Origin of the sequence: Streptomyces sp. NPDC058525 (genome assembly GCF_042719495.1) — a bacterium.
Taxonomy (GTDB): Bacteria; Actinomycetota; Actinomycetes; order Streptomycetales; family Streptomycetaceae; genus Streptomyces.
Window position 1 is genome coordinate 41,852 of the sequence record NZ_JBHXNP010000048.1, and the last position, 21,932, is coordinate 63,783.

Below are 21,932 nucleotides of genomic sequence, written 5' to 3' on the forward strand. Positions count from 1 at the left end.
GGGTGGCTGTGAACGGGGGATAACCCCACCCTGTGTGAGGCAGGCCCTAGACTCCCGCCTGTACCAGATCGACGACAGTGACCGAGGAGCGAGGAACGGACGTGCCCGAACCGACGGTATCGACCGTAACCGTGCTCGCGGCGGACTACTTCCGGAGTTATTCGGTCGTCGGTCTGCTCGCCCTCCTCGGTGTGCTCTTCGTGGCCGTGGCCTTCACCGCCGGCCGCCTGCTGCGGCCCGTGGTCCCGACCCCCGAGAAGCTGCTGACGTACGAATGCGGTGTCGACCCGGTCGGCGAGGGCTGGGCGCACACCCAGGTCCGCTACTACGTCTACGCGTTCCTCTACGTCATCTTCGCCGTCGACTCGATCTTCCTGTTCCCGTGGGCGACGGTCTTCGCCGCCGCCGGCTACGGCGCCACGACCCTGGTCGAGATGTTCATCTTCCTGGGCTTCCTGGCCGTCGGCCTGCTCTATGCGTACAAGAAGGGCGTCCTCGAATGGACGTGACACCGGCCGCCACCTCGGCCGTTACCCCGACCGCGACGCCGACCGAGGGCGTCGTGCTCCCGGAACCAAAGCGCCTGGGAGTGCTCTCCCGGCTCGCCCCGGAACCGATGAAGGTGGTCCTGAACTGGGGCCGCCGGTACAGCCTGTGGGTCTTCAACTTCGGCCTGGCCTGCTGCGCGATCGAGTTCATCGCCGCGTCGATGGCCCGTCACGACTTCATCCGGCTCGGCGTGATCCCGTTCGCGCCGGGGCCCCGGCAGGCCGACCTGATGATCGTCTCGGGCACGGTCACGGACAAGATGGCGCCCGCCGTGAAGCGGCTCTACGAGCAGATGCCGGAGCCGAAGTACGTCATCTCCTTCGGCGCCTGCTCCAACTGCGGCGGCCCGTACTGGGACTCGTACTCGGTGACCAAGGGCGTCGACCAGATCATCCCGGTCGACGTCTACGTACCCGGCTGCCCGCCTCGCCCGGAGGCGCTGCTCCAGGGAATCCTCAAGCTCCAGGAGAAGATCGCTCGGGAGTCGCTCGCGGACCGCTATGCGTCCAGCCCCTCCGTCGGGCAGCTCACCAGCGGCCTGGTCACGCCCCCGCCGGCCCCCGGGAGCGGCGCGTGAACCTCTACGACTCCCTTCCCGACGCGGCTGCGACGGTCTTCGGCGAGGAGGCCGTGGGCTCGTACGCGTACGACGTCCTGACCGTCGACGTGCCGGTCGGCTCCTGGGTCTCCGCCCTGGAGATCGCCCGGGACAAGCTGGGCTGCACGTACTTCGACTGGCTGAGCGCGGTCGACGAGCCGGGCACCGGCTTCCGGATCTGCGCGCACGTGGTCTCGCTGGAGAACCACCGCGTACGCCGCCTCCTGCTGCGCACGACGGTCCCGCACTCCGCACCCTCCCTCCCCTCGGCGGTAGCCGTCTACGCGGGTGCGGAATGGCACGAGCGCGAGACGTTCGAGATGTTCGGGGTGACCTTCACCGACCACCCGCACCTCGTCCCCCTCCTCCTCCCGGAGAACTTCGAAGGCCACCCGCTGCGCAAGGACTTCGTCCTGGCCGCGCGCGTCGCCAAGGCCTGGCCCGGCGCCAAGGAGCCGGGCGAGGCGCACGACCCGGACGCGCCCAAGCGCCGCCAGATGCTCCCGCCGGGCGTCCCGGACCCCAACGACTGGGGCCCGATGAAGGGCCAGCTCCCGCCGGCCCCCACCCGCCCGGCCCGCACCCCGCGCGCCGCGGGCGCGGCAGGCGCCGCCGCCCGCACCCCGCGCGAGGGCGCCCCGCCGCGCCGCACCCGCTCGGTCACGGAAGGCTCGGCCACCCAGCCCCCGGACACCCCACCCCGCCCCCCGCGCCGAACCCGCACAACCACAGAAGGCTCAGCCAGCCAGCCCACCCCGGCAACCCCGGAGTCCTCTGCCGCCCCGGCGACCCCGGACACAGCTGCCGCCCCGGCGACCCCGGACGCCTCGGCGACTCCTGCTGTCCCGGCGGCCCCGGCAACCCCGGAGTCGTCTGCTGTCCAGGCGACCCCGGCGACCCCGGACGCCCCGGCGACTCCTGCTGTCCCGGCGGCCCCGGCAACCCCGGACACCCCCGCTGCCCCGACAGCCCCGGACGCCACGAAGTCGTCTGCGGCCCCGGACGCGTCGGCGACCTCCGCTGCCCCGGCAACCCCGGACGCCACGGCAACCTCGGACGCCCCGGCAACCTCGGACGCCCCGGCAACCCCGGACGCCCCGGCAACCTCGGACGCCACGGCGGCCCCGGCCGCCCCGGTGACCCCGGCGGCTTCTGCTGCCCGGGCGGCGCAGACGGACCAGGCGACCCCGGAGGCCCCAGCGACCCCGGAGGCCCCAGCGACCCCAGCGACCCCGGACGCCCCGGCGGCCCCGGCGACTTCTGCTGCCCAGGGAGCGCAGGCGGGCCAGGCGACCCCGAACACCGGAACCCCGCCCCGCCCCCCGCGCCGCACCCGCTCGGCGTCGGAAGGCTCGGCCAGCCAGACCACCCCGGCACGGGAGCCCCAGGCCCGCACCCGCCCCACCCCCAGCAGCCCCGACGCCCCCTGGCACGACCCCAAGCCGGCCTTCGCACCCCCGGAGCCCCCGGCCCCGCAGCCCAAGCCTGCCGCCACGCCCGAGGCAAAGCCGGATGCCGACGCCGCACCCGAGGCGAAGCCCGAGCCGGCACCCCCGGCGCAGCCCCAGGCCGACGCCCAGCCCGTCTCCCAGGCGGCGCCTGAGCCCGCGGCCGCGCCGACGCAGCAGGCCGAGCCCCAGGCAGCCTCCCAGGCAAAGCCGGAGCCGAAGGCTGAAGCAGCGCCCGAGCCCGCCCCGCAGCCGAAGCCGGATGCCGATGCCGCACCTGAGGCGAAGCCCGAGCCGGCACCCCCGGCGCAGCCCCAGGCCGACGCCCAGCCCGCCTCCCAGGCGGCGCCTGAGCCCGCGGCCGCGCCGACGCAGCAGGCCGAGCCCCAGGCAGCCTCCCAGGCGAAGCCGGAGCCGAAGGCTGAAGCAGCGCCCGAGCCCGCCCCGCAGGCCGAGCCCGACGCAGCCCCCGCGCCCGAGGCGAAGCCCAAGCCCGACGCCGAGCCCGAGCCGCACGCACCCGCCCCCCAGCCCAAGCCCGACCCAGCACCCAAGCCCGCCCCGCAGCCCGAGCCCGACGCCGAGCCCGCGCCGCAGGCGCCCCGGCCGACCACCCCGGAGGGAGACTCGTGAACGAGGTCCTCGACGTCGCCCTGCGGCTGATCATCGTCTTCGCCGTCTTCCTCGTGCTCCCGCTCGTCGTCGGCCAGACCGAGCACAAGGTGATGGCGCACATGCAGGGCCGCCTCGGCCCGATGTACGCCGGCGGCTTCCACGGCTGGGCCCAGCTCGTCGCCGACGGCGTGAAGTTCGCGCAGAAGGAAGACATCGTCCCGGCCAACGCCGACCGCCGGATCTTCCAGCTCGCCCCCGCCGTCGCCCTGCTCCCGTACCTCCTCGTCCTCCTCGCGATCCCGATCGGCCCGGGCGAAGGCGCCGTCGGCCAGGTCATCGACGCCGGCGTGTTCTTCGTGCTCGCCGTCATGGGCGTCGGAGTCCTCGGCTCCCTCATGGCCGGCTGGGCCTCCGCGAACAAGTTCTCCCTCCTCGGCGGCCTCCGCACGGCCGCCCAGCTGCTCGCCTACGAGCTCCCGATGCTGCTGGCCGCCGCGTCCGTGGCCATGGCCGCCGGGACCGTCTCCCTCCCCGGCATCGTCGAGAGCTTCGAGTGGTGGTGGCTGCCCTGGCAGATCGTCGGCGCGCTCGTCTTCTTCACCGCCGGCCTCGCCGAACTCCAGCGGCCCCCCTTCGACATGCCCGTCGCCGACTCCGAGATCATCTTCGGCGCGTACACCGAGTACACCGGCCTGCGCTTCGCACTGTTCCTCCTCGCCGAGTACGCCGGCATCGTCGTCCTCTGCGCCCTCACCACCGTCCTCTTCCTCGGCGGCTGGCAGGGCCCCTTCGGAGCCGACGGCCTCGGCTGGGTCTGGACCCTGCTCAAGACCGCGATCCTCGCCTTCGTCGTGATCTGGCTCCGCGTGACCTACCCCCGACTGCGCGAGGACCAGCTCCAGAAGCTCGCCTGGACCACGCTCATCCCGCTCGCGCTCGCCCAGATCGCGCTCACCGGCATCGTGAAGGTGGCGATCCAATAATGCCCATCCCCGGATCCGGCCTCGCCAAGGGCCTCGCGGTCACGCTGCGGACCATGACGAAGCGCTCGCACACCGCCCAGTACCCCGAGGTCCAGCCCCAGCTCCCGCCGCGCAGCCGCGGGGTCATCGGACTGTTCGAGGAGAACTGCACGGTCTGCATGCTGTGCGCCCGCGAGTGCCCCGACTGGTGCATCTACATCGACTCCCACAAGGAGACGGTCCCGGCCTCCACCCCCGGCGGCCGCGAGCGCAGCCGCAACGTCCTCGACCGCTTCGCCATCGACTTCTCCCTCTGTATGTACTGCGGCATCTGCATCGAGGTGTGCCCCTTCGACGCCCTCTTCTGGTCGCCGGAGTTCGAGTACGCGGAGACCGACATCCACGAACTGACCCACGAGCGCGACAAGCTCCGCGAGTGGATGTGGACCGTCCCGGCCCCGCCCGCCTTGGACCCGGCCGCCGAGGAGCCCAAGGAAATCGCCGCCGCCCGCAAGGCCGTGGAGAAGGCCGAGACCGCCGCCGCCGCGGCAGCAGCGGCAGCCGCAGCCGCCGAAGCCGCCGCCACCCAGCCGCCGACCACCCCGGAGGGAGACGCGTGACCCCCGCCGTCACTCTCGCCGCAGCCGCAGGCCAGGGATTCCTCTCCCCGACCGGCGTCGAGATCGCCTTCGTCCTCGTCGGCCTCGCCACCCTCGGCGCGGCCCTCGTCACGGTCACCACCAAGCAGCTCGTGCACGCCGCCCTCTGGCTGGTCGTCGCGCTCGGCGGCATCGCCGTCGAGTACCTGCTGCTGACCGCCGAGTTCATCGCCTGGGTCCAGGTCCTGATCTACCTCGGTTCCGTGGTCGTCCTCCTCCTCTTCGGGCTGATGCTCACCAAGGCCCCCATCGGCCGCTCCCCGGACGCCGACTCGGGCAACCGCTGGATCGCGCTCGCCGTCGCCATCGTCGCCGCCGTCTCCCTCGTCTGGGTCGTCGTCGACGCCTTCCGCACGACCTGGATCGACCTCGACGGCCCGGTCCAGGGCTCCACGAAGGTCTCCGGCGAGATCCTCTTCCAGCACTGGGTGCTGCCCTTCGAGGCGCTCTCCGTCCTCCTCCTCGCCGCCCTGATCGGCGCCATCGTGCTGTCACGCAGGAACACCCCCGCCGAAGACGGCGCCGCCAGTGACAAGGGGCAGCACTGATGCACCTCGCCTACCCCGCCGTGCTCGCGGCGCTGCTCTTCTGCACGGGCCTGTACGGAGTGCTCGCCCGCCGCAACGCCATCCTGGTCCTGATGTCCGTCGAGCTGATGCTCAACGCCGTCAACCTCAACCTGGTGGCCTTCGACGTCTGGCTGCGCGACACCCTGCACGCCGGCCAGGCCCTCACCCTCTTCACGATCGCCATCGCCGCCGCCGAGATCGGCATCGGCCTCGCGATCGTGCTGATGGTCTACCGCAACCGCGGCACCTCGGACGTCGACCGGCTGCGCGACACCGCCGAAGGCCACGAGCCCGCCCCGAACACCGCGAACAACCCGAGCGAGGTCACCGCGTGAGCACCACGACCCTCGCCGTCCTGGTCCCCCTCCTGCCCTTCCTGGGCGCGGTCGCGGGACTGCTCTTCGGCCGCACCGCCCCCGGCTTCGTCCGGCCGCTCGCGATCCTGCCGACGCTCGGCGCCGCCGTACTGGCCGTGCTCGTCGCCGTCCGCCAAGGCGGCGGCAAGGCGATCGACACCGCGACCGAACTGACCCCGACCGGCTCGGTCCCGATCGAGCTCTCGCTCCACCTGGACGGCTTCGCCGTGCTGGTCGCCGTCCTGGTCGGGGTCGTCGCCACCTGCGTACAGCTCTACTCGACGGCGTACCTCCGCGACGACCCGCGCTACCCGTCGTATGCCGCTCTGGTCTCACTGTTCACCTCCGCGATGCTGCTCGTCGTCTACTCCGGCGACCTGATGGTGCTGCTGGTCGGCTGGGAGGTCATGGGCATCTGCTCGTACTTCCTCGTCGGCCACTACTGGGAGACCGAGGCGGCCCGCTCCGCCTCCCTGAAGGCCTTCCTCGTCACCAAGCTCGGCGACGTCCCCTTCCTGATCGGCCTGTTCGCGCTCGCCACCGACGCCGGCTCCTTCCGGATCACCAAGATCCTGGGCACCGTCGCCGCGGGCGGGCTCGACCACCCGACACTGATCGCGCTGCTTCTCCTCGCCGGAGTCGCGGGCAAGTCCGCGCAGTTCCCGCTGCACACCTGGCTTCCGGACGCCATGGCGGGCCCCACCCCGGTCTCCGCGCTGATCCACGCCGCGACGATGGTCGCCGCCGGTGTCTACTTCATCGCCCGCCTCCTCCCCGTCTTCGCGGCCTCCCGCGCCGCGCTGGTGGTCATGGCCGTCATTGCGGCCGTCACGATGGTCGGCTCCGCCCTCGCCGCCCTGGCCCAGGACGACATCAAGCGGGTGCTCGCCTACTCCACGGTCGGCCAGCTCGGCTACATGACCGGGGCCCTGGCCGTCGGCGACCGGGGCGCCGCCGTCTTCCACCTCCTGTCCCACGGCGCCTTCAAGGCGCTCCTGTTCCTCGGCGCGGGCGTGATCATCCACGCCGCCGGTACGAACTCCCTGGCCGCCATGTCCCGTATGGACGGCCTGGCCAAGCGCGTTCCCGACGCCTTCTGGACGATGACGATCGCGCTCCTCGCGCTCGCCGCGATCCCGCCGTTCGCCGGCTTCTTCTCCAAGGAAGCCGTCCTCGTGGCCGCCGAGCACACCGCCACCGGCCACTCGGAGCTCGCCCCCGGCGCCGCCGGCTGGCTGGTCCTCACCGCCGGCCTGCTGACCGCCCTGCTCACCGCCGCCTACGCCACCCGGCTGTGGCTGATGGCCTTCCGCGGCCGGGGCGCCGCCGCCCCCGACCACGGCAAGGAGCCCGTCGCCATGACCGGCGTGCTGTGGCTGCTGGCGATCCCGTCCACCGCCTTCGGCCTCGCGGCGGGCCCCCTCGCCGACTGGTTCGACGGCAAGGAACTCACCCCGACGCTGACCACCTCGATCCTCGGCACCGGCGCCGCCGTCATCGGAGCGCTGCTCACCTACGCCCTGTGGCAGCGCGCCACCGCCAAGGCCGCCGCAGCCGGCTACGGAACCGGCCTGTCCGCCTCCACCGCCGCCGCGGAGTCAGCCGCCGAGACCCCCGAGGTCGCCGAGGTCACCCACGACCACCCCGCCGTCCCGGCCGGCTCCGCCCCCGACCCCGGCAAGGCCTTCCTCGGCCCGCTGCACCGCCACGCGGCGGACGGCTTCCACCTCGACGCCGTCTACGACCGGCTCTTCGTCCGACCCGTCCGCGCGGCCGCCGGCCTGGTCCGCTTCCTCGACCGCGAGGTCGTGGAGACGTACGTGCGCGGCGCGGGCGGCAGCACCAGGCTGCTCGGCAGCCTCGTACGCCGCGCCCAGACCGGCAACGTGCAGAGCTACCTGAGCGCCCTGCTCGCCGGCGCCGTGGTCCTGGCGATCGCCACCGCCGTCCTCGCCAACGTCAACGCCGGATCGTGAGCCGTGAGTCAGCCGTGATTGATATCAGCCCGTCCGTGATGCAGTTCCTTCTGGCGTTCATCGTGGCCGCACCGCTCCTCGGCGCGGCCGCGGCGCTCCTGCCGCCCCCGCCCGGGCTCAAGGGCCGCAGCCCCGAACAGGCCGTGCTCCGCCACGGCGTGACCGTGACCGGCGTGATCCTCGCCGCGGCGATCGCCCTCACCCTGGGCTTCGACCACGACGCCCCGTCCCGCTTCCAGGCGACGACGGACATCAGCTGGATCCAGGCGCTGAACATCCGGATCCACCTCGGCATCGACGGCATCTCGCTCCCCCTCCTCCTGATGACCGCGCTGCTGTTCTTCCTGTGCGCGCTCTACAGCTACTTCAAGCTCCCCGAAGGCCCCTCCCCGAAGGCCTTCGTCGCCCTGCTCCTCGTCCTCGAGTCCGGCACCCTCGCGACCTTCGCCGTCCTCGACCTGATGCTCTTCTTCCTCGCCTTCGAGATGGTCCTCATCCCGATGTACTTCCTCATCGCCCGCTGGGGCGGTGCTCAGCGGCAGGCCGCCGCCTGGAGGTTCATCCTCTACACGCTCCTCGGCTCCGTCGTCATGCTGCTCGGTCTGCTGCTCATCGGACTGAAGAGCGGCACATTCGACATGGTGGCACTCGCCTCTGACAACGGCCGCGAACTGACCCACACCACCCAGCTCCTGGCCGTCCTCGCCATCGGCATCGGCCTCGCCGTGAAGACCCCGATGTGGCCGCTGCACAGCTGGCTGCCCGACGCCCACACCGCCGCCCCCACCGTCGGATCCGTCCTGCTGGCCGGCGTCCTGCTCAAGATGGGCACGTACGGGTTCGTCCGCATCCTGCTCCCCGTCACCCCCGACGGCATGGCCACCTTCGCCCCGTACCTGGGCGCGCTCGCCGCCATCGGCATCGTCTACGGATCCCTCGCCTGCCTCGCACTGGCCCGCAAGGGGAACAAGGGCGACCTCAAGCGCCTCATTGCGTACTCCTCCGTCGGCCACATGGGCTTCGTGCTCCTCGGTATCGCGTCCATGACCCCCACCGGCGTCAACGGCGCGCTCTTCGCCAACATCGCCCACGGCCTGATCACCGGCCTCCTCTTCTTCCTGGTCGGCGCCCTCAAGGACCGCTACGGCACCGCCGACCTCGACACCCTCGCCGGGGCCACCGGCGCCGCCCTCTACGGCCGCGCCCCCCGCTTCGGGGCGTTCCTCGCCTTCGCCGCCGTCGCCTCGCTCGGCCTCCCGGGCCTGGCCGGCTTCTGGGGCGAGATGCTGGCCCTGTTCGGCGCGTTCGACCCCGCCGAGGGCCTGTCCCGCCCCGCGTTCCTCACCTACACGGCCATCGGCGCGTTCGGCACCCTGCTCACCGCCGCCTACCTGCTGATCGTCGTACGGCGCGTCTGCATGGGCGACCCGAAAGCCGGCCCGGAGCACGCCGTCGCGGACATCCAGCGCTACGAGTTCGCCGCCTGGACCCCGCTCGTCGCCCTCACCGTCCTCGCCGGCCTGTGGCCCGCGGTCCTCCTCGGCCTCACCGACCCGGCCGTCCAGAAGCTCCTCGCAGGAGGCAACGCATGACGGCCCTCGCGGTCCTGGCCGCCGACACCCCCAGCCTGGTCCAGTCCGTCGACTGGCTCGCCATCGCGCCCGTCGTGATCACCGCCGCCGTCGCCCTGGCGGTCCTGGTCGCCGACCTCTTCGTACCCGAACGCGCGAAGCCCGCCCTCGGCTGGATCTCCGTCGCCGGCCTCGCCGCCGCGACCGCCACCCTGCTGCCGCTGCGCGCCGGCGACCGGAGCACCTTCTGCCTCGTCGGCGACCAGGACCCGGCCGCCTGCAGCTACACCGCCGACCACTTCACGCTCGTCGTGCAGTTCCTGGTGCTGGCCGGCGCGCTGGTCACCGCCCTGCTGTCGGTCACCGCCGTCCGCGACACGCGCATGCCCGCGGGCGAGTACTGGTTCCTGCTGCTCTCCTCCGCCGCCGGCGCGGCCCTGCTGCCCGCCTCCCGCGACCTCGCCACCCTGATCGTCGCCCTCGAGGTGGCCTCGCTGCCCGCCTTCGCACTCGTCGGCATGCGCCGCGGCGACCGGCTCTCCTCCGAGGCCGCGCTCAAGTTCTTCCTCTCCTCCGTCACCGCCACCGCCGTGTCGCTGCTGGGCGTCAGCTTCGTCTACGCCACCACCGGCTCCCTGCACCTGGCCCAGGTGGCCGACCGCCTCGAAGAGGTACCGGGTCAGCTCGACACCCTCGCCATGGCCGGCGTCGCCCTCACCCTCGTCGGCTTCGCCTTCAAGACCGCGGCCGTCCCCTTCCACTTCTGGGTCCCCGACACCTACGTCGGCGCCCCCCTGCCCATCGCCGGCTACCTCTCGGTGATCGGCAAGGCCGTCGGATTCACCGGCCTCATCCTCGTCACGGTGATCGCCTTCCCGGCGTACTCCGACATCTGGGGCCCGGCGCTGGCCGTACTGGCCGCGCTCACCATGACCTTCGGCAACGCCGCCGCCCTGCGCCAGTCCGCCGACCGCCCGAACAGCGCCGTACGGCTGCTCGCCTGGTCCTCGGTCGGCCAGGCCGGCTACCTGCTGGTCCCGATCGCCGCCGCCGCGTACTCCCAGCGCGACCAGATCGGCTCCACGGTCGCCTACGCCCTCATGTACGCCGCGGTGAACCTGGGCGCCTTCGCCGTGGCCGCCCTGGTCGCCCGTACGAAGCCGCTGCACCGGATCAGCGACTACCGGGGCCTGTACGCGGAGCGCCCGGCGGCCGCGCTCTCGCTGGCCTTCTTCCTGCTTTGCCTGGCCGGACTGCCGCCGGGCATCATCGGCCTCTTCGCCAAGGTCACCGTCTTCCGGTCGGCGGTCGATGCGGGCCTGGGCTGGCTGGCCGTGGTCATGGCCGTCAACGTCGTCATCGCCCTCTACTACTACCTGCGGTGGACCGCGCTCCTCTTCCGCGCCCCGGAGGCCGGCGAGGGCGCCGACGCCGCCGAGTCCGCGCAGGCCCGTACGAAGGCCCCCTGGCCGGTCACGGCGGCCATCGCCCTCACCGCCGTCACGGCGGTCGTCCTCTCGGGCGCCCCGCAGCTGGTCCTGCGCTTCGCGTCGGGCAGCCTCTTCCCGCAGTAGGCCGAAACGCGCGACGGCCGCGGGCTCAGCGAGGCGCTCTGCTGGTACGCACCGCCCCCGCCCGCACCCGTAACCCGTACGGAGCAACGCCCGCCGCCGCCCCGCCGCCCCCGCCTCCGGGGCGGCGGCCCCCGTGCGCCCTGGGAACCAGACGCGCCCACCTCGCGTTGACCAGGAAGGGAGGGTCCACTGGACCGTAGACCCTCGCATCGGGTCCCCCTGCCGCACCACTAGGAGGGCGTACCGTGCACCGCCGGCACAACGGGCTGAAGACCGCCGTACTCCTCGGCGGTCTGTCGGCACTCATCATCGTCATCGGGAGCTTCTTCGGCCGGGGCGGCCTGATCGTCGCCGTCGTCATCGCCCTCGGGACGAACGCGTACGCGTACTGGAACAGCGACAAGCTGGCTCTACGCGCGATGCGCGCCCGCCCCGTCAGCGAGTTCGAGGCCCCCGAGCTCTACCGCATGGTGCGCGAGCTCTCCACGTCCGCGCGCCAGCCCATGCCCCGCCTCTACATCTCGCCCACCGAGGCCCCGAACGCCTTCGCCACCGGCCGCAACCCGCGCAACGCCGCGGTCTGCTGCACCGAGGGCATCCTGCGCATCCTCGACGAGCGCGAATTGCGCGGGGTCATCGGCCACGAGCTCAGCCACGTCTACAACCGCGACATCCTGATCTCGTCGGTCGCCGGCGCCCTCGCCTCGGTGATCATGTTCCTCGTGAACTTCGCCTGGCTGATACCGGTCGGTCGATCCAGCGACGACGAGGGCCCCGGCCTCTTCGGGATGCTGCTCATCATGATCCTGGGCCCGCTGGCCGCCTCCGTGATCCAGCTGGCCATCAGCCGCTCGCGCGAGTATGAGGCCGACGCCTCCGGCGCCCAGCTCACCGGTGACCCGCTCGCCCTGGCCAGCGCCCTGCGCAAGCTGGACGCGGGCACCAAACAGCTCCCGCTGCCCCCCGAGCCCCGGCTGGAGACCGCCAGCCACATGATGATCGCGAACCCGTTCCGTCCGGGCCAGGGGCTTTCTAAGATGTTCTCCACACACCCTCCGATGGCCGAGCGCATCGCCCGGCTCGAACAGATGGCAGGCCGTAGGCAGTGAAGACAATCCTGAACGTCATATGGCTCATCCTCAGCGGCATCTGGCTGTTCCTCGGCTACTGCCTCGCGGGCGTGCTGCTCTGCATCACCATCATCGGCATCCCCTTCGGCATCGCCGCCTTCCGCATCGCGGTGTATGCCCTCTGGCCGTTCGGCTACACCACGGTCGAGCGCCGTGACTCGGGGGCGGGATCCGCCATCGGCAACGTCCTGTGGCTGGTCCTTGCGGGCTGGTGGCTGGCCCTCGGCCACATCTTCACCGGCATCGCGCTGTGCATCACGATCATCGGCATCCCGTTCGGCATCGCCAACTTCAAGATGGTCCCGCTCTCGCTGCTCCCGCTGGGCCGCGAAATCGTCCCGTCGGACGCCCCGTTCGCCTCCCGGTGACCGCGTCCCCCGCAGAGTTTTCCACAGGCTGAGCGGGCTGTCGGTGGGGTGCGTCACCATGAACGCATGAACGAGACCGAGCAGTTGCTGGAGCAAGTCGCAGACCGCGTACGCACCTCCGTGCGCGGGCACGGAAGGGCCCTGCCCGCGCCGCTGGGCAGCGAGGAGATCGCCCGGGCCGAGGGCATACTCGGCTTCGCCCTGCCGCCGCTGCTCGCCGGTCTGCACACCCGCGTCGGCGACGGCGGATTCGGCCCCGAGCAGGGACTGCTGCCGCTGCGTCAGGCCGTCCGGACGTACGGGGCGCAGCGCGAGTCGTCCGGATGGCGCTGGCCGGAGGGCGTGCTGCCGATAGCCGACTTCGGCTGCGGCACGTACGTCTGCGTGGACTGCCGCTCCGACACCGCCCAGGTCCTGCTGTTCGACCCGAATCCCGGGGAGCCGGACCTCGCCTGGTCCATCGACACCCCCAGCCTGGCCGGCTGGCTCCGCGGCTGGCTGGACGGCACCGCCTGGTTCTGCGAGGAGTCCGGGCTGGGCGAGGAGACCGACCTGGAGCTGGTTCCCTGGACGGCGTTCAGATCCCGGATCTGATCCGCCCGCGCACCCCGTAGGCCAGTGCCCCGAGCGCCAGCACCCCTGCCCCCGCGACCGCCGACGCGAGGGGCAGTGAGCAGGCCAGCACCACACAGCCGGACAGCCCGACCGCTGCCACGGCCCGCCCCTTGACACCTGAACCGAGAGTCCACGCGGAGGCGTTCGCGATCGCGTAGTAGGCCAGCACTCCGAAGGAGGAGAAGCCGATCGCGCCCCGCAGGTCGGCGGTGGCCGCCAGCACCGCCACCACCGCGCCCACGGCGAGCTCCGCATGGTGCGGAACACGGCGCCGGGGATGTACCGCGGCCAGCGTGCGGGGGAGATGGCCGTCCCGGGCCATCGCCAGCGTGGTCCGCGAGACCCCGAGGACGAGGGCGAGCAGCGAGCCCAGCGCGGCCAGGGCCGCACCCACCCGGACCACCGGGGCCAGTTCGGGCCGGCCGGCCGCCCGGACCGCGTCGGCGAGTGGGGCCGCGGCCCCCGCCAGCCCGCCGGCGCCCAGCACCGACAGCGCCGCCACCGCCACCAGGGCGTACACCAGCAGCGCGATCCCGAGCGCCAGCGGCACCGCCCGCGGGATCGTCCGCTCCGGGTCGCGCACCTCCTCGCCCAGGGTGGTGATGCGGGCGTAGCCCGCGAACGCGAAGAACAGCAGGCCCGCCCCCTGCAACAGCCCGAAGGCACCCCAGTCCGCGCTGCCGAGCCGCCCGGCGTCGGCGGCACCCGAAGAAAGGCACACCACGACCACCCCGGCCAAGACCGCCAGTACCGCCGCCACGATCAGCCGGGCGATCCGGGCGGACTTCTGCACACCCCCGTAGTTCGCGGCGGTCAGCGCCACCACCGCCGCGACCGCCACGGCGTGCTGCTGCCCAGGCCAGACGTACGCGCCCACCGTCAGGGCCATCGCCGCGCAGGAGGCCGTCTTGCCGACGACGAACCCCCACCCGGCCAAATACCCCCAGAAGGGCCCGAGCCGCTCGCGCCCGTAGACGTACGTGCCGCCGGAGGCCGGATACCGGGCGGCGAGCCGCGCCGAGGAGTGCGCGTTGCAGTAGGCCACCAGGGCCGCCAGTGCGAGAGCGCCGAGGAGCGCCCCTCCCGCCGCGCGGGCCGCCGGGGCGAGGGCGGCGAAGATCCCGGCACCGACCATCGCACCGAGCCCGACGACGACGGCGTCGGACAGCCCGAGCGTGCGTCTCAACTCGTTGTCCACGCGCGGAGGGTACCGGCGCTAGATGACGCCTTCCCGGCCGGGCGCCGGCACCCGCTGGCGCTCCCAGCCCTCCAGTGCGGTCAGGCAGGCGTGGTCGAGATGGCGCAGTCCGCTCAGGTCGAGCCGTACGGGCTTCCCGTGCGGCAGCGCGTCCAGGGCGTCGAGCAGTTTGGGCAGCCGCAGGAAGCTGGCGTTGCCCACGACCCGGACGGACAGCTCGCCGTCCTCCCAGACCTCCTCGATGTGCACGTGGGAGGTCTCCCAGGCCGCCTTGGCGATGGCGAGCCCCAGCCCGATCAGCACGCCCTCGAAAAGATTGGTGGCCACGATCGCGGTGGCCGTGACCAGCAGGACCACCGCCTCGCCCCGGTGCGTCCGCCACAGCGCGGCCACGGCCCGGGCCGGCAGGAGCTTCCATCCGGCGTGCAGGAGCACCCCGGCGAGCGCGGCGAGCGGCACAGCCTCCAGCACCTGGGGGAAGGCCACGGCGAAGAGCAGCAGCCAGCCGCCGTGCATGATCCGGGAGGCACGGGTGCGGGCCCCGGCCTCCACATTGGCGGAGCTGCGGACGATGACGGCGGTCATCGGCAGTGCCCCGAGCAGCCCGCAGACCGTGTTGCCCATGCCCTGGGCGACGAGTTCGCGGTCGTAGTCGGTCCGGGGGCCGTCGTGCATCCGGTCCACGGCGGCGGCGCTGAAGAGGGTCTCGGCGGAGGCGATCAGCGCCAGCGCGATCACCGTCCCGGCCGCCCCGAAGGACGCCAGCACGCCGAAGTCTCCCCAGCCGGGCGGGGACACGGCGTCCAGCACCCCCGTCACCCGCACCTTGTCCACGGGCAGCCGCAGCAGGGCGGCCGCGGCGGTGGCGGCCGCCACTCCCACCAGCGCTCCGGGCACCAGGCGCAGCCGCGCCGGCATGCGGCGCCAGAGCGATATGACGGCGATGGTCCCGGCGCCGAGCGCCACGGCGGCCCAGTCGGCCTGCGCCGCGAGTCCGTGCACCCCGCCCAGCTTGGCCAGGGTCTGCCCCGGAGCCTCCACCCCGCCCAGGGCATAGAGCTGCCCTGCGATCAGGACCAGCCCGATCCCGGCCAGCATCCCGTGCACGACGGCGACGGAGATCGCCCGGAACCACCGCCCGAGCCGCAGCGCCCCCATGCCCAGCTGCAGCACCCCGGCCGCCAGCACCAGTACGCCGAGCGCGGGCAGACCGTACGCCTGCACCGCCTCGTAGACGAGCACGGTGAGCCCGGCCGCGGGCCCGCTCACCTGGAGCGAGCTGCCCCTGAACCAGCCGGTGACCAGTCCGCCGACCACCCCGGTGACGATCCCCAGCTCGGCCGGCGCGCCCGAGGCGACGGCCACCCCCACGCACAGCGGCAGCGCGACCAGCGCGACGACCACGGACGCCCCGAAGTCTGCGCGAAACGTGCCGGCCCCAGGCATGCGAGAACCCCCCTGCAAGCGGTGATGGATTGCCACCAGCCTGGAGGGCGCACCCATCGCGCCCAAGTGCCCACAGAAGCCCGCGGTGGCGCACGCGCCGCTCACGCCCCGCACACACTCCGCACAACCGCCGTGGAACCACCGCGGCCCGGCGGTCCGTGAGGACCGCCGGGCCGGCGTGCGGGCAGGTCGGTGACCTGGATCAGCGGTAGTTCACGAACTGGATCGCGAAGTCCAGGTCCTTGCCCTTGAGCAGCGCCTGGACCTCCTGGAGGTCGTCACGGCTCTTGGAGCTGACGCGCAGCTCCTCGCCCTGGACCTGGGCCTTGACGCCCTTGGGACCCTCGTCCCGGATGATCTTCGCGACCTTCTTGGCGTTCTCCTGGGAGATGCCCTCCTCGATCGTGGCGAAGATCTTGTACTCCTTGCCGGACAGCTGCGGCTCGCCGGCGTCCAGCGCCTTGAGCGAGATTCCACGCTTCACCAGCTTGGTCTCGAACACATCGAGGACGGCCTTGACGCGCTCCTCGGAGTTCGCCTCCATCAGGATCTTGTCGCCGGACCAGGCGATCGTGGCGCCGGTGCCCTTGAAGTCGTAGCGCTGCGACAGTTCCTTGGCGGCCTGGTTGAGGGCGTTGTCGACCTCCTGCCGCTCGACCTTCGAGACGATGTCGAAACTGGAGTCGGCCATGTGCAGTGGCTCCTTGAAGTCGGTGGTGATCGCCCCGGAGGGCACGGCCGTACATCCCCGGCCCGCGCGGCAAAGCCTAGCCACCGCACCCACCCGCGGTGCTGATCAATCCGGTGGCGAAGCACCCCCGGTCATCAGGTATCGTTTACGTCGTTGCCAGGGAGCGCCGCCGAGAGGCGGAAAAATGGCAGCGATCATGGCGGTGTGCCCGAGTGGCCAAAGGGAGCAGACTGTAAATCTGCCGGCTCAGCCTACCCAGGTTCGAACCCTGGCGCCGCCACGCGATGTGAGACCCCCGTCTACTGCGAAGAGCAGTGGGCGGGGGTCTTCTCGTACGGCTCTCGCGGTTCGCCGGGCGGGCTGTGTAGGCGCGGGCTGTTGCCGTTCCGACCGCATCGTCGGGGTCTCCTGTTCGTTCACCTTGAGTGAAATGGACATCTGACATGCGGGGGAAAGTGGGCGGCGGGGTGCTGATCGCCCTGCTCGGCGCCGGGATTCCGGCCCTGGTCGGGGCGGCGCTCCACACGGACGTGGGGGAGCCCTACCAGGAGACCCGGCTGTACTTCGGCACCGAGCGGCCCGACGGCCGCGGGCCGGTCGACGAGAAGGAATTCATGCGGTTCCTGGACCGCGAGATCACCCCTGCCTTCCCCGAGGGGATGACCGTCCAGGACGGGTACGGGCAATGGCGCGGGCAGGACGGCAAGGTCGTCCGCGAGAGCTCGTACGAGGTGGTGCTGCTGTACCCCGAGAAGGAGGCCGGCGAGCGCAGCGGGCGCATCGAGCGGATCCGTCAGGCGTACGAGGACCAGTACCAGCAGGACTCGGTCGGACGGTCCGACGACAGGCTGACCGCCGAATTCTGAGCGTGCGGGAGGGCGCGCGGGAGGGCGCGCGGGCGGGCCGACCGCGCATCAGCGTCAGTTGCCCGCAACGTCCTTGACCGCCACCGCGACCGGCGTCGAACCGGAGACCAGCTCCAGGGTCAGGCCGGCCGTCGCCGGGGTCTCGACCAGTTCGGCGAGCACCGCCGCCACGTCGTCGCGCGGGACGGACCCGCGGCCCGTCCGCACCTCCAGGCGGACCGTGCCCGTCCCCGCGTCGTCGAGCAGCGAGCCGGGACGCAGGACCGTCCACTCGAGGCCCAGCCGGGTGCGGACGTGCTCGTCGGCCTCGCCCTTCGCCCGGAGGTAGGCGTCGAAGACCTCGTCGCCCTCGTGCCGTGAGTCCGCGCCCATCGAAGAGACCATCAGGAAGCGCCGCACACCGGCCCGTTCGGCCGCGTCCGCGAACAGCACCGCCGCACCCCGGTCCACGGTGTCCTTGCGCCCGATGCCGCTGCCCGGACCCGCGCCGGCCGCGAACACCGCGACCTCCGCGCCGTGCAGGATGCCCGCCACGTGCTCCACCGAGGCCGACTCCAGATCGCACAGCACGGGTTCGGCGCCCGCCTCCCGGAGGTCGTCGCCCTGGGCCGGGTCGCGGATGATCCCCGCGACCTCGTACCCGCGCGCGGCGAGCAGTCGCTCCAGCCGCAGCGCGATCTGACCGTGTCCACCCGCGATGACGATGCGCATGTCCCGACCGTACGACGAGCCGGGCCACCGCGCCCGCGAACGCCCGGCGAAGTTCAGGGACCGGGCTCCGTACGGCCCTGCCGGGGCAGGTCCAGGGCCACGGCGACGGCCGAGTCGCAGTACTCCCGCACGGCACTCGTACGGGCTACCACCCGCCCCCGGTGGATCACGATCCGGCTGTAGGCGAGGGACAACACGCCCGCGATCCGGTCGCCGCGTACGGCGAGCAGCTCCGCCGGGAAGCCGGCTTCCACCCGGACCTCCGGAAGCCCCATGGCCTCCCGGGCGGCGGTGCTGACCGACTCGTAGGCCTCGCCCGGCCGCAGCCCGCCCTGGGAGGCCAGCAGGTACGCGGCCTCCAGGGGGTCGCCGCGGCCGACCGGGTTCCCGGCGTCCCGCAGCGCCCCGCTGCCGGCCGTGACGCGCACCCCGGCGGCCCGCAGCAGGCGTACGGGGGCGGTGCGCAGGCCGCGGCGTTCCAGGGCCGCGCAGTCGCCCTGGGGCAGGCAGGTCACCCGTACCCCGGCCGCGGCCAGCTGGTCGGCGGCCCGGGCCGCCACGTCCAGCGGGAGCCGGGACAGGCCGCCGCAGGGGCCGATGCTCACGCCGGGGCGCAGCCCGCCGGCCATCGCCGCGAGCCGTGCCAGACGGCCGGGGTCGTCACCGTCCGTGTGCAGGTCCACCGGGCAGCCGTGCTCGTCGGCGAGTCCCAGGACGGCTTCGAGGAAGCCGGTCGGGTCCGGGTCCAGGTCCGGGCAGCCGCCGATCACGGACGCGCCCATCTTGACCGCGTCCCGCAGCATGGCCAGACCGTCGGCGCCGGCCACCCCGGTCAGCAGCCGGGGCACGGCCACGGTGGTCAGGTCGGTGAGCCCGCGCAGCGAGCGGCGGGCCTGGAGCACGGCCTCCATGGGGCCGAGGCCGTGCACGTCGCCGATCCGGACGTGGGAGCGCACGGCGGTGGCACCGTGGCCGAGCTGGAGCAGGGCGGCTTCGGTGGCCCGGCGCTGGACCTCGTCGGGCGTGTACGAGACCGGCCCCTCGCCGTCGGCGGTCAGGGCGGTGTCCCCGTGGGCGTGGGGCTCGGCGGGGGCGGGCAGCAGCAGGTACCCGCCGAGGTCCACCCGGGACAGGGCGGGGGCGGGCAGGCTGCCGGCGGTGCCGACGGCCTGGATCCGGCCGCCGCTGAGGCGGACGTCGACGGTCCGGCCGTCGGTGAGGCGCGCCCCGGCGAGCAGCAGGGTGGTCGCTTCGGCGGCGGCAGCGTGACCGGGGCCGGGGGAGTGGCCGGTGCCGGTGCCGGTGCCGGTGCCAGTGCCGTGGGCATGGGCGTGGTCCGAGGAGGGGCCCAGGGAGTGGCCGCGGCCGTGGTCGTGATCGGGGAGGTGGCTCCGGCTGCGGGAGGGGCTCGGCGAAGGGCCCCGCGAGGGGTTCTGGGAGGGGCCGTGCGCGGGTCCGTGTCCGCCGCCCTCGCCGCGGCCGCTGCGCGGGGACTGGAACGGCTGCTGCGGCTGGCTGTCGGACATCGCGCTCCTGCGGTGGCTCGGGCGGTCCTGGGCCGTGGCCGCGGCCCGCGGCCCAAGATCACGCAGCGTGCTCAGAGCCTAGGGCGCGGCGCACCCCGCTTCAGGGAAGAGCGCAATAGTCGTACCGGTGTGGTGCCCGTGCGCCGCAGCGCACCGGTGTGCGCTCCAGCGGGGCCGGCCGGGCTCGCGCGGCCCCCGTACGCGTGTGACGGCGTGTGAGCCCGCACACAATCCGTGCCCGAAGTGACGTGTGAGCCCTCTGCGGGCTGATCAAGAAAGGCGTCGGGACCCCCTCGGAGCCCGGTCCCCGCAAAGGATTTGGGCGATCGGCAGGCAACCGTGTAATGTCTTCATCGCTCGCCCCAATAGCTCAGTCGGTAGAGCGTCTCCATGGTAAGGAGAAGGTCTGCGGTTCGATTCCGCATTGGGGCTCTGGTGAGAGAGGTTCCCCACCCTCGGGTGGGGTTCCGATCACATCAAAGCGGCGTAGCTCAGTCGGTAGAGCAAGCGGCTCATAATCGCTGTGTCACCGGTTCAAGTCCGGTCGCCGCTACACACAGTAGCCGATTGCGGGGTCGGTCTCCCGATCGGCTACTCTTTTATGCGTTCATCCGTCCCATAGTCCGTCAAGGAGCACTCACGTGGCTGCCACCGACGTCCGCCCGAAGATCACGCTGGCCTGCGTGGAGTGCAAGGAGCGGAACTACATCACCAAGAAGAACCGGCGTAACAACCCGGACCGCATGGAGATGAAGAAGCACTGCCCGCGCTGCAACTCGCACACCGCGCACCGCGAGACCCGCTGATCCTGGCGAAGTCTCAATAACAGGCACCGTCATGAGGTCGTCCCCTTCTTTGGGGGGCGGCCTCGTGTCGTTTCCGCACGTATCTGCGGCCGGGTGCTTGTAGCCGCACCGTCTTTGTGTCTTTCGTGTCCCTTCATCAGGAGGTAGTGAGTCATGGCTCTCGACCAGTCCTTCGTGGGGCGGAGTTACCCCCCCACCGATCCGTACGAGGTCGGCCGGGAGAAGATCCGCGAATTCGCGGTCGCCGTGGGTGACGCCAATCCCGTGTACACCGACCCCGAAGCCGCCAAGGCGTACGGCTACCCCGATGTGATCGCACCGCCGACTTTTGTGTTCGCGATCACTTTCGCGGCGGCCGGCCAGGTCGTCCAGGACCCGCAGCTCGGGCTGGACTACAGCCGCGTCGTGCACGGCGACCAGAAGTTCGCGTACTCGCGCCCCGTGCGGGCCGGTGACCGGCTGACCGTCACCTCGACCATCGAGGCCGTGAAGTCCCTCGCGGGCAACGACATCATCGACATCCGCGGCGAGGTCCACGACGAGACCGGCGAGCACGTGGTGACGGCGTGGACGAAGCTCGTCTCCCGCGCCCCCGAGGAGGCCTGACATGGCAGCGCAGATCCAGTACGCGGACGTCGAGGTCGGCACCGAGCTGCCCGCGGCGTCCTTCCCCGTGACGCGCGCCACGCTGGTCCGGTACGCCGGCGCCTCGGGCGACTTCAACCCGATCCACTGGAACGAGAAGTTCGCCAAGGAGGTCGGGCTGCCGGACGTGATCGCGCACGGCATGTTCACCATGGCCGAGGCGATCCGCGTGGTCACCGACTGGGCCGGCGACCCGGGCGCGGTGGTCGAGTACGGCGTGCGCTTCACCAAGCCGGTCGTGGTGCCGAACGACGACCAGGGCGGCCTGATCGAGGTCACGGCCAAGGTCGCGGCCAAGCTGGAGGACAACCGCGTCCGCGTCGACCTGACGGCGATGAGCGCAGGCCAGAAGGTGCTGGGCATGTCCCGCGCGGTGGTCGAACTCGCCTGACGGCGACACGGCACGGCTACGCACTACGGCAACAAACGCGGCGGCGGGACCTCCGGAACCAACGGAGCCCCCGCCCCGCGCGCCCGCCCCCGCCCCGCGTGCCCGCCCGCCCCCGCCCCGCGTGCCCGCCCGGCCCCGCCCCGCGCGTCCGGCCCCGCCCCGCGCGCCCGCGCTTCGCACGCCCGCCCCCGCCGCGCGCCCGCCCTGCGTGTACGCCGCCCCCCGTGAGCTCCCGCGCATCGGCCCGCCGCGTTCGCGCCCGCCTCGCGCGAGCTGCGTACCCGCCCCTGCCCTGCGCGTACGCCGCCCCCGCGAGCTCGGGGCATCGGCCCGCGCGCCCGGCCCCGCCCCCGCGAGCTCCCGGGCATCGGCCCCCGCCCCGCCCCGCGCGTCCGGCCCCGCCCGCGCCTCGCGCGCTGCCGCCCGGCCCCGCGGCGCGCCCGCCCCCGCCCTGTGCGTCCGCGCCCGCCCCGCGCGTCCGGCCCAGGCCGCGCCCCGCGTCCCGCCACCGTCTGGGCGACGGTGTGATAGCCGAGGGCCACCCGGGACCAGCAGACCGCCGCCGTCACCGCGTACGCGGCGGTCCACCAGGGCGAGTGGACGACGGCGAGGAGCGAGACGGCCGCCGAGGCCACCGCCGAGTCGACCGAGATCTTCCACAC

At 72.7% G+C, this 21,932-nt stretch carries 22 protein-coding genes and 3 tRNA genes; 20 read left to right on the forward strand and 5 right to left on the reverse strand.

Annotation, left to right across the window (positions count from 1 at the left end):
- Positions 1-101 precede the first annotated feature (101 nt).
- From ACFWP3_RS22430 to ACFWP3_RS22490, 13 genes are all read left to right on the forward strand, one after another.
- Complete coding sequence (locus ACFWP3_RS22430) at positions 102-509, forward strand: NADH-quinone oxidoreductase subunit A (RefSeq protein ID WP_384223828.1); 408 nt, start codon at positions 102-104, stop codon at positions 507-509.
- Positions 500-1,126 carry an NADH-quinone oxidoreductase subunit B gene (locus ACFWP3_RS22435; RefSeq protein ID WP_384223830.1) on the forward strand — a complete coding sequence of 209 codons (627 nt, stop codon included), beginning with the start codon at positions 500-502 and terminating at the stop codon, positions 1,124-1,126. The genes ACFWP3_RS22430 and ACFWP3_RS22435 overlap by 10 nt, the downstream gene beginning before the upstream one ends.
- Positions 1,123-3,228: an NADH-quinone oxidoreductase subunit C gene (locus tag ACFWP3_RS22440; protein ID WP_384223833.1), complete on the forward strand. Its 2,106-nt coding sequence runs from the start codon at positions 1,123-1,125 to the stop codon at positions 3,226-3,228. The genes ACFWP3_RS22435 and ACFWP3_RS22440 overlap by 4 nt, the downstream gene beginning before the upstream one ends.
- The gene (locus tag ACFWP3_RS22445; protein ID WP_069921482.1) at positions 3,225-4,193 is read left to right on the forward strand and encodes a complex I subunit 1 family protein; all 969 of its coding nucleotides are present in this window, start codon (positions 3,225-3,227) and stop codon (positions 4,191-4,193) included. Before ACFWP3_RS22440 ends, ACFWP3_RS22445 begins: the two co-directional genes overlap by 4 nt.
- Complete coding sequence (locus tag ACFWP3_RS22450) at positions 4,190-4,792, forward strand: NuoI/complex I 23 kDa subunit family protein (RefSeq protein WP_384223882.1); 603 nt, start codon at positions 4,190-4,192, stop codon at positions 4,790-4,792. Before ACFWP3_RS22445 ends, ACFWP3_RS22450 begins: the two co-directional genes overlap by 4 nt.
- Entirely contained in the window at positions 4,789-5,379 is a 591-nt protein-coding gene (locus ACFWP3_RS22455) for an NADH-quinone oxidoreductase subunit J (RefSeq protein WP_384223837.1), read from the forward strand. Before ACFWP3_RS22450 ends, ACFWP3_RS22455 begins: the two co-directional genes overlap by 4 nt.
- Positions 5,379-5,735: an NADH-quinone oxidoreductase subunit NuoK gene (gene nuoK, locus ACFWP3_RS22460; protein WP_384223839.1), complete on the forward strand. Its 357-nt coding sequence runs from the start codon at positions 5,379-5,381 to the stop codon at positions 5,733-5,735. Before ACFWP3_RS22455 ends, nuoK begins: the two co-directional genes overlap by 1 nt.
- Positions 5,732-7,732, forward strand: a complete 2,001-nt coding sequence (locus ACFWP3_RS22465) for an NADH-quinone oxidoreductase subunit L (RefSeq protein WP_384223842.1) — start codon at positions 5,732-5,734, stop codon at positions 7,730-7,732. Before nuoK ends, ACFWP3_RS22465 begins: the two co-directional genes overlap by 4 nt.
- A 38-nt stretch (positions 7,733-7,770) precedes the next feature.
- Positions 7,771-9,324 carry a NuoM family protein gene (locus ACFWP3_RS22470; protein WP_384223885.1) on the forward strand — a complete coding sequence of 518 codons (1,554 nt, stop codon included), beginning with the start codon at positions 7,771-7,773 and terminating at the stop codon, positions 9,322-9,324.
- On the forward strand, positions 9,321-10,877 hold the full coding sequence (locus ACFWP3_RS22475; protein WP_384223845.1) for an NADH-quinone oxidoreductase subunit N: 1,557 nt from the start codon (positions 9,321-9,323) through the stop codon (positions 10,875-10,877). The genes ACFWP3_RS22470 and ACFWP3_RS22475 overlap by 4 nt, the downstream gene beginning before the upstream one ends.
- A gap of 245 nt (positions 10,878-11,122) precedes the next feature.
- Positions 11,123-11,986, forward strand: a complete 864-nt coding sequence (gene htpX / locus ACFWP3_RS22480; RefSeq protein ID WP_384223847.1) for a zinc metalloprotease HtpX — start codon at positions 11,123-11,125, stop codon at positions 11,984-11,986.
- Positions 11,983-12,375: a YccF domain-containing protein gene (locus ACFWP3_RS22485; RefSeq protein WP_384223850.1), complete on the forward strand. Its 393-nt coding sequence runs from the start codon at positions 11,983-11,985 to the stop codon at positions 12,373-12,375. Before htpX ends, ACFWP3_RS22485 begins: the two co-directional genes overlap by 4 nt.
- Before the next feature lie 66 nt (positions 12,376-12,441).
- Positions 12,442-12,969: an SMI1/KNR4 family protein gene (locus ACFWP3_RS22490; protein ID WP_384223853.1), complete on the forward strand. Its 528-nt coding sequence runs from the start codon at positions 12,442-12,444 to the stop codon at positions 12,967-12,969.
- Here ACFWP3_RS22490 and ACFWP3_RS22495 read toward each other — a convergent pair.
- The 3 genes from ACFWP3_RS22495 to ACFWP3_RS22505 all read right to left on the reverse strand — a co-directional run bounded on the left by ACFWP3_RS22495 (position 12,953) and on the right by ACFWP3_RS22505 (position 16,325).
- Positions 12,953-14,188, reverse strand: a complete 1,236-nt coding sequence (locus ACFWP3_RS22495; protein ID WP_384223856.1) for an APC family permease — start codon at positions 14,186-14,188, stop codon at positions 12,953-12,955. The genes ACFWP3_RS22490 and ACFWP3_RS22495 overlap by 17 nt on opposite strands.
- Positions 14,189-14,206: 18 nt before the next feature.
- Positions 14,207-15,634 carry a SulP family inorganic anion transporter gene (locus ACFWP3_RS22500; protein WP_384223858.1) on the reverse strand — a complete coding sequence of 476 codons (1,428 nt, stop codon included), beginning with the start codon at positions 15,632-15,634 and terminating at the stop codon, positions 14,207-14,209.
- Positions 15,635-15,836: 202 nt separating this feature from the next.
- Positions 15,837-16,325 (reverse strand): YajQ family cyclic di-GMP-binding protein, encoded by a 489-nt coding sequence (locus ACFWP3_RS22505; RefSeq protein WP_069924001.1) that lies wholly within the window; start codon positions 16,323-16,325, stop codon positions 15,837-15,839.
- Between the two features lie 198 nt (positions 16,326-16,523).
- Here ACFWP3_RS22505 and ACFWP3_RS22510 point away from each other — a divergent pair.
- Together ACFWP3_RS22510 and ACFWP3_RS22515 are read left to right on the forward strand one after the other, a co-directional pair.
- Positions 16,524-16,605, forward strand: a tRNA-Tyr gene (locus ACFWP3_RS22510).
- Between the two features lie 163 nt (positions 16,606-16,768).
- Entirely contained in the window at positions 16,769-17,191 is a 423-nt protein-coding gene (locus tag ACFWP3_RS22515) for a DUF3574 domain-containing protein (protein WP_384223861.1), read from the forward strand.
- A 54-nt stretch (positions 17,192-17,245) separates the two neighbouring features.
- Here ACFWP3_RS22515 and ACFWP3_RS22520 read toward each other — a convergent pair whose 3' ends face one another.
- Positions 17,246-17,902 carry an SDR family oxidoreductase gene (locus ACFWP3_RS22520; RefSeq protein ID WP_384223864.1) on the reverse strand — a complete coding sequence of 219 codons (657 nt, stop codon included), beginning with the start codon at positions 17,900-17,902 and terminating at the stop codon, positions 17,246-17,248.
- 53 nt (positions 17,903-17,955) lie between these two features.
- Positions 17,956-19,428, reverse strand: a complete 1,473-nt coding sequence (locus tag ACFWP3_RS22525; protein WP_384223866.1) for an amidohydrolase family protein — start codon at positions 19,426-19,428, stop codon at positions 17,956-17,958.
- Between the two features lie 359 nt (positions 19,429-19,787).
- Here ACFWP3_RS22525 and ACFWP3_RS22530 point away from each other — a divergent pair.
- The 5 genes from ACFWP3_RS22530 to ACFWP3_RS22550 all read left to right on the forward strand — a co-directional run bounded on the left by ACFWP3_RS22530 (position 19,788) and on the right by ACFWP3_RS22550 (position 21,270).
- A tRNA-Thr gene (locus ACFWP3_RS22530) sits at positions 19,788-19,860 on the forward strand.
- 48 nt (positions 19,861-19,908) lie between these two features.
- Positions 19,909-19,981: transfer RNA gene (locus ACFWP3_RS22535), tRNA-Met, on the forward strand.
- Positions 19,982-20,069: 88 nt separating this feature from the next.
- Positions 20,070-20,234: a 50S ribosomal protein L33 gene (gene rpmG / locus ACFWP3_RS22540; protein ID WP_007265873.1), complete on the forward strand. Its 165-nt coding sequence runs from the start codon at positions 20,070-20,072 to the stop codon at positions 20,232-20,234.
- 153 nt (positions 20,235-20,387) lie between these two features.
- Positions 20,388-20,840 (forward strand): MaoC family dehydratase N-terminal domain-containing protein, encoded by a 453-nt coding sequence (locus ACFWP3_RS22545; protein WP_384223869.1) that lies wholly within the window; start codon positions 20,388-20,390, stop codon positions 20,838-20,840.
- Between the two features lies 1 nt (position 20,841).
- Positions 20,842-21,270, forward strand: a complete 429-nt coding sequence (locus ACFWP3_RS22550) for a MaoC family dehydratase (protein WP_384223871.1) — start codon at positions 20,842-20,844, stop codon at positions 21,268-21,270.
- Positions 21,271-21,932 lie beyond the last annotated feature (662 nt).

Bases quoted from the DNA above. Each gene is read 5' to 3' on its own strand.
- nuoK (WP_384223839.1), top strand. From the start codon at position 5,379: ATGCACCTCGCCTACCCCGCCGTGCTCGCGGCGCTGCTCTTCTGCACG.
- ACFWP3_RS22550 (WP_384223871.1), top strand. From the start codon at position 20,842: ATGGCAGCGCAGATCCAGTACGCGGACGTCGAGGTCGGCACCGAGCTG.
- ACFWP3_RS22515 (WP_384223861.1), top strand. From the start codon at position 16,769: ATGCGGGGGAAAGTGGGCGGCGGGGTGCTGATCGCCCTGCTCGGCGCC.
- ACFWP3_RS22525 (WP_384223866.1), bottom strand. From the start codon at position 19,428: ATGTCCGACAGCCAGCCGCAGCAGCCGTTCCAGTCCCCGCGCAGCGGC.
- ACFWP3_RS22545 (WP_384223869.1), top strand. From the start codon at position 20,388: ATGGCTCTCGACCAGTCCTTCGTGGGGCGGAGTTACCCCCCCACCGAT.
- ACFWP3_RS22520 (WP_384223864.1), bottom strand. From the start codon at position 17,902: ATGCGCATCGTCATCGCGGGTGGACACGGTCAGATCGCGCTGCGGCTG.
- ACFWP3_RS22470 (WP_384223885.1), top strand. From the start codon at position 7,771: ATGCAGTTCCTTCTGGCGTTCATCGTGGCCGCACCGCTCCTCGGCGCG.
- ACFWP3_RS22505 (WP_069924001.1), bottom strand. From the start codon at position 16,325: ATGGCCGACTCCAGTTTCGACATCGTCTCGAAGGTCGAGCGGCAGGAG.
- ACFWP3_RS22500 (WP_384223858.1), bottom strand. From the start codon at position 15,634: ATGCCTGGGGCCGGCACGTTTCGCGCAGACTTCGGGGCGTCCGTGGTC.
- ACFWP3_RS22435 (WP_384223830.1), top strand. From the start codon at position 500: ATGGACGTGACACCGGCCGCCACCTCGGCCGTTACCCCGACCGCGACG.
- ACFWP3_RS22475 (WP_384223845.1), top strand. From the start codon at position 9,321: ATGACGGCCCTCGCGGTCCTGGCCGCCGACACCCCCAGCCTGGTCCAG.
- ACFWP3_RS22490 (WP_384223853.1), top strand. From the start codon at position 12,442: ATGAACGAGACCGAGCAGTTGCTGGAGCAAGTCGCAGACCGCGTACGC.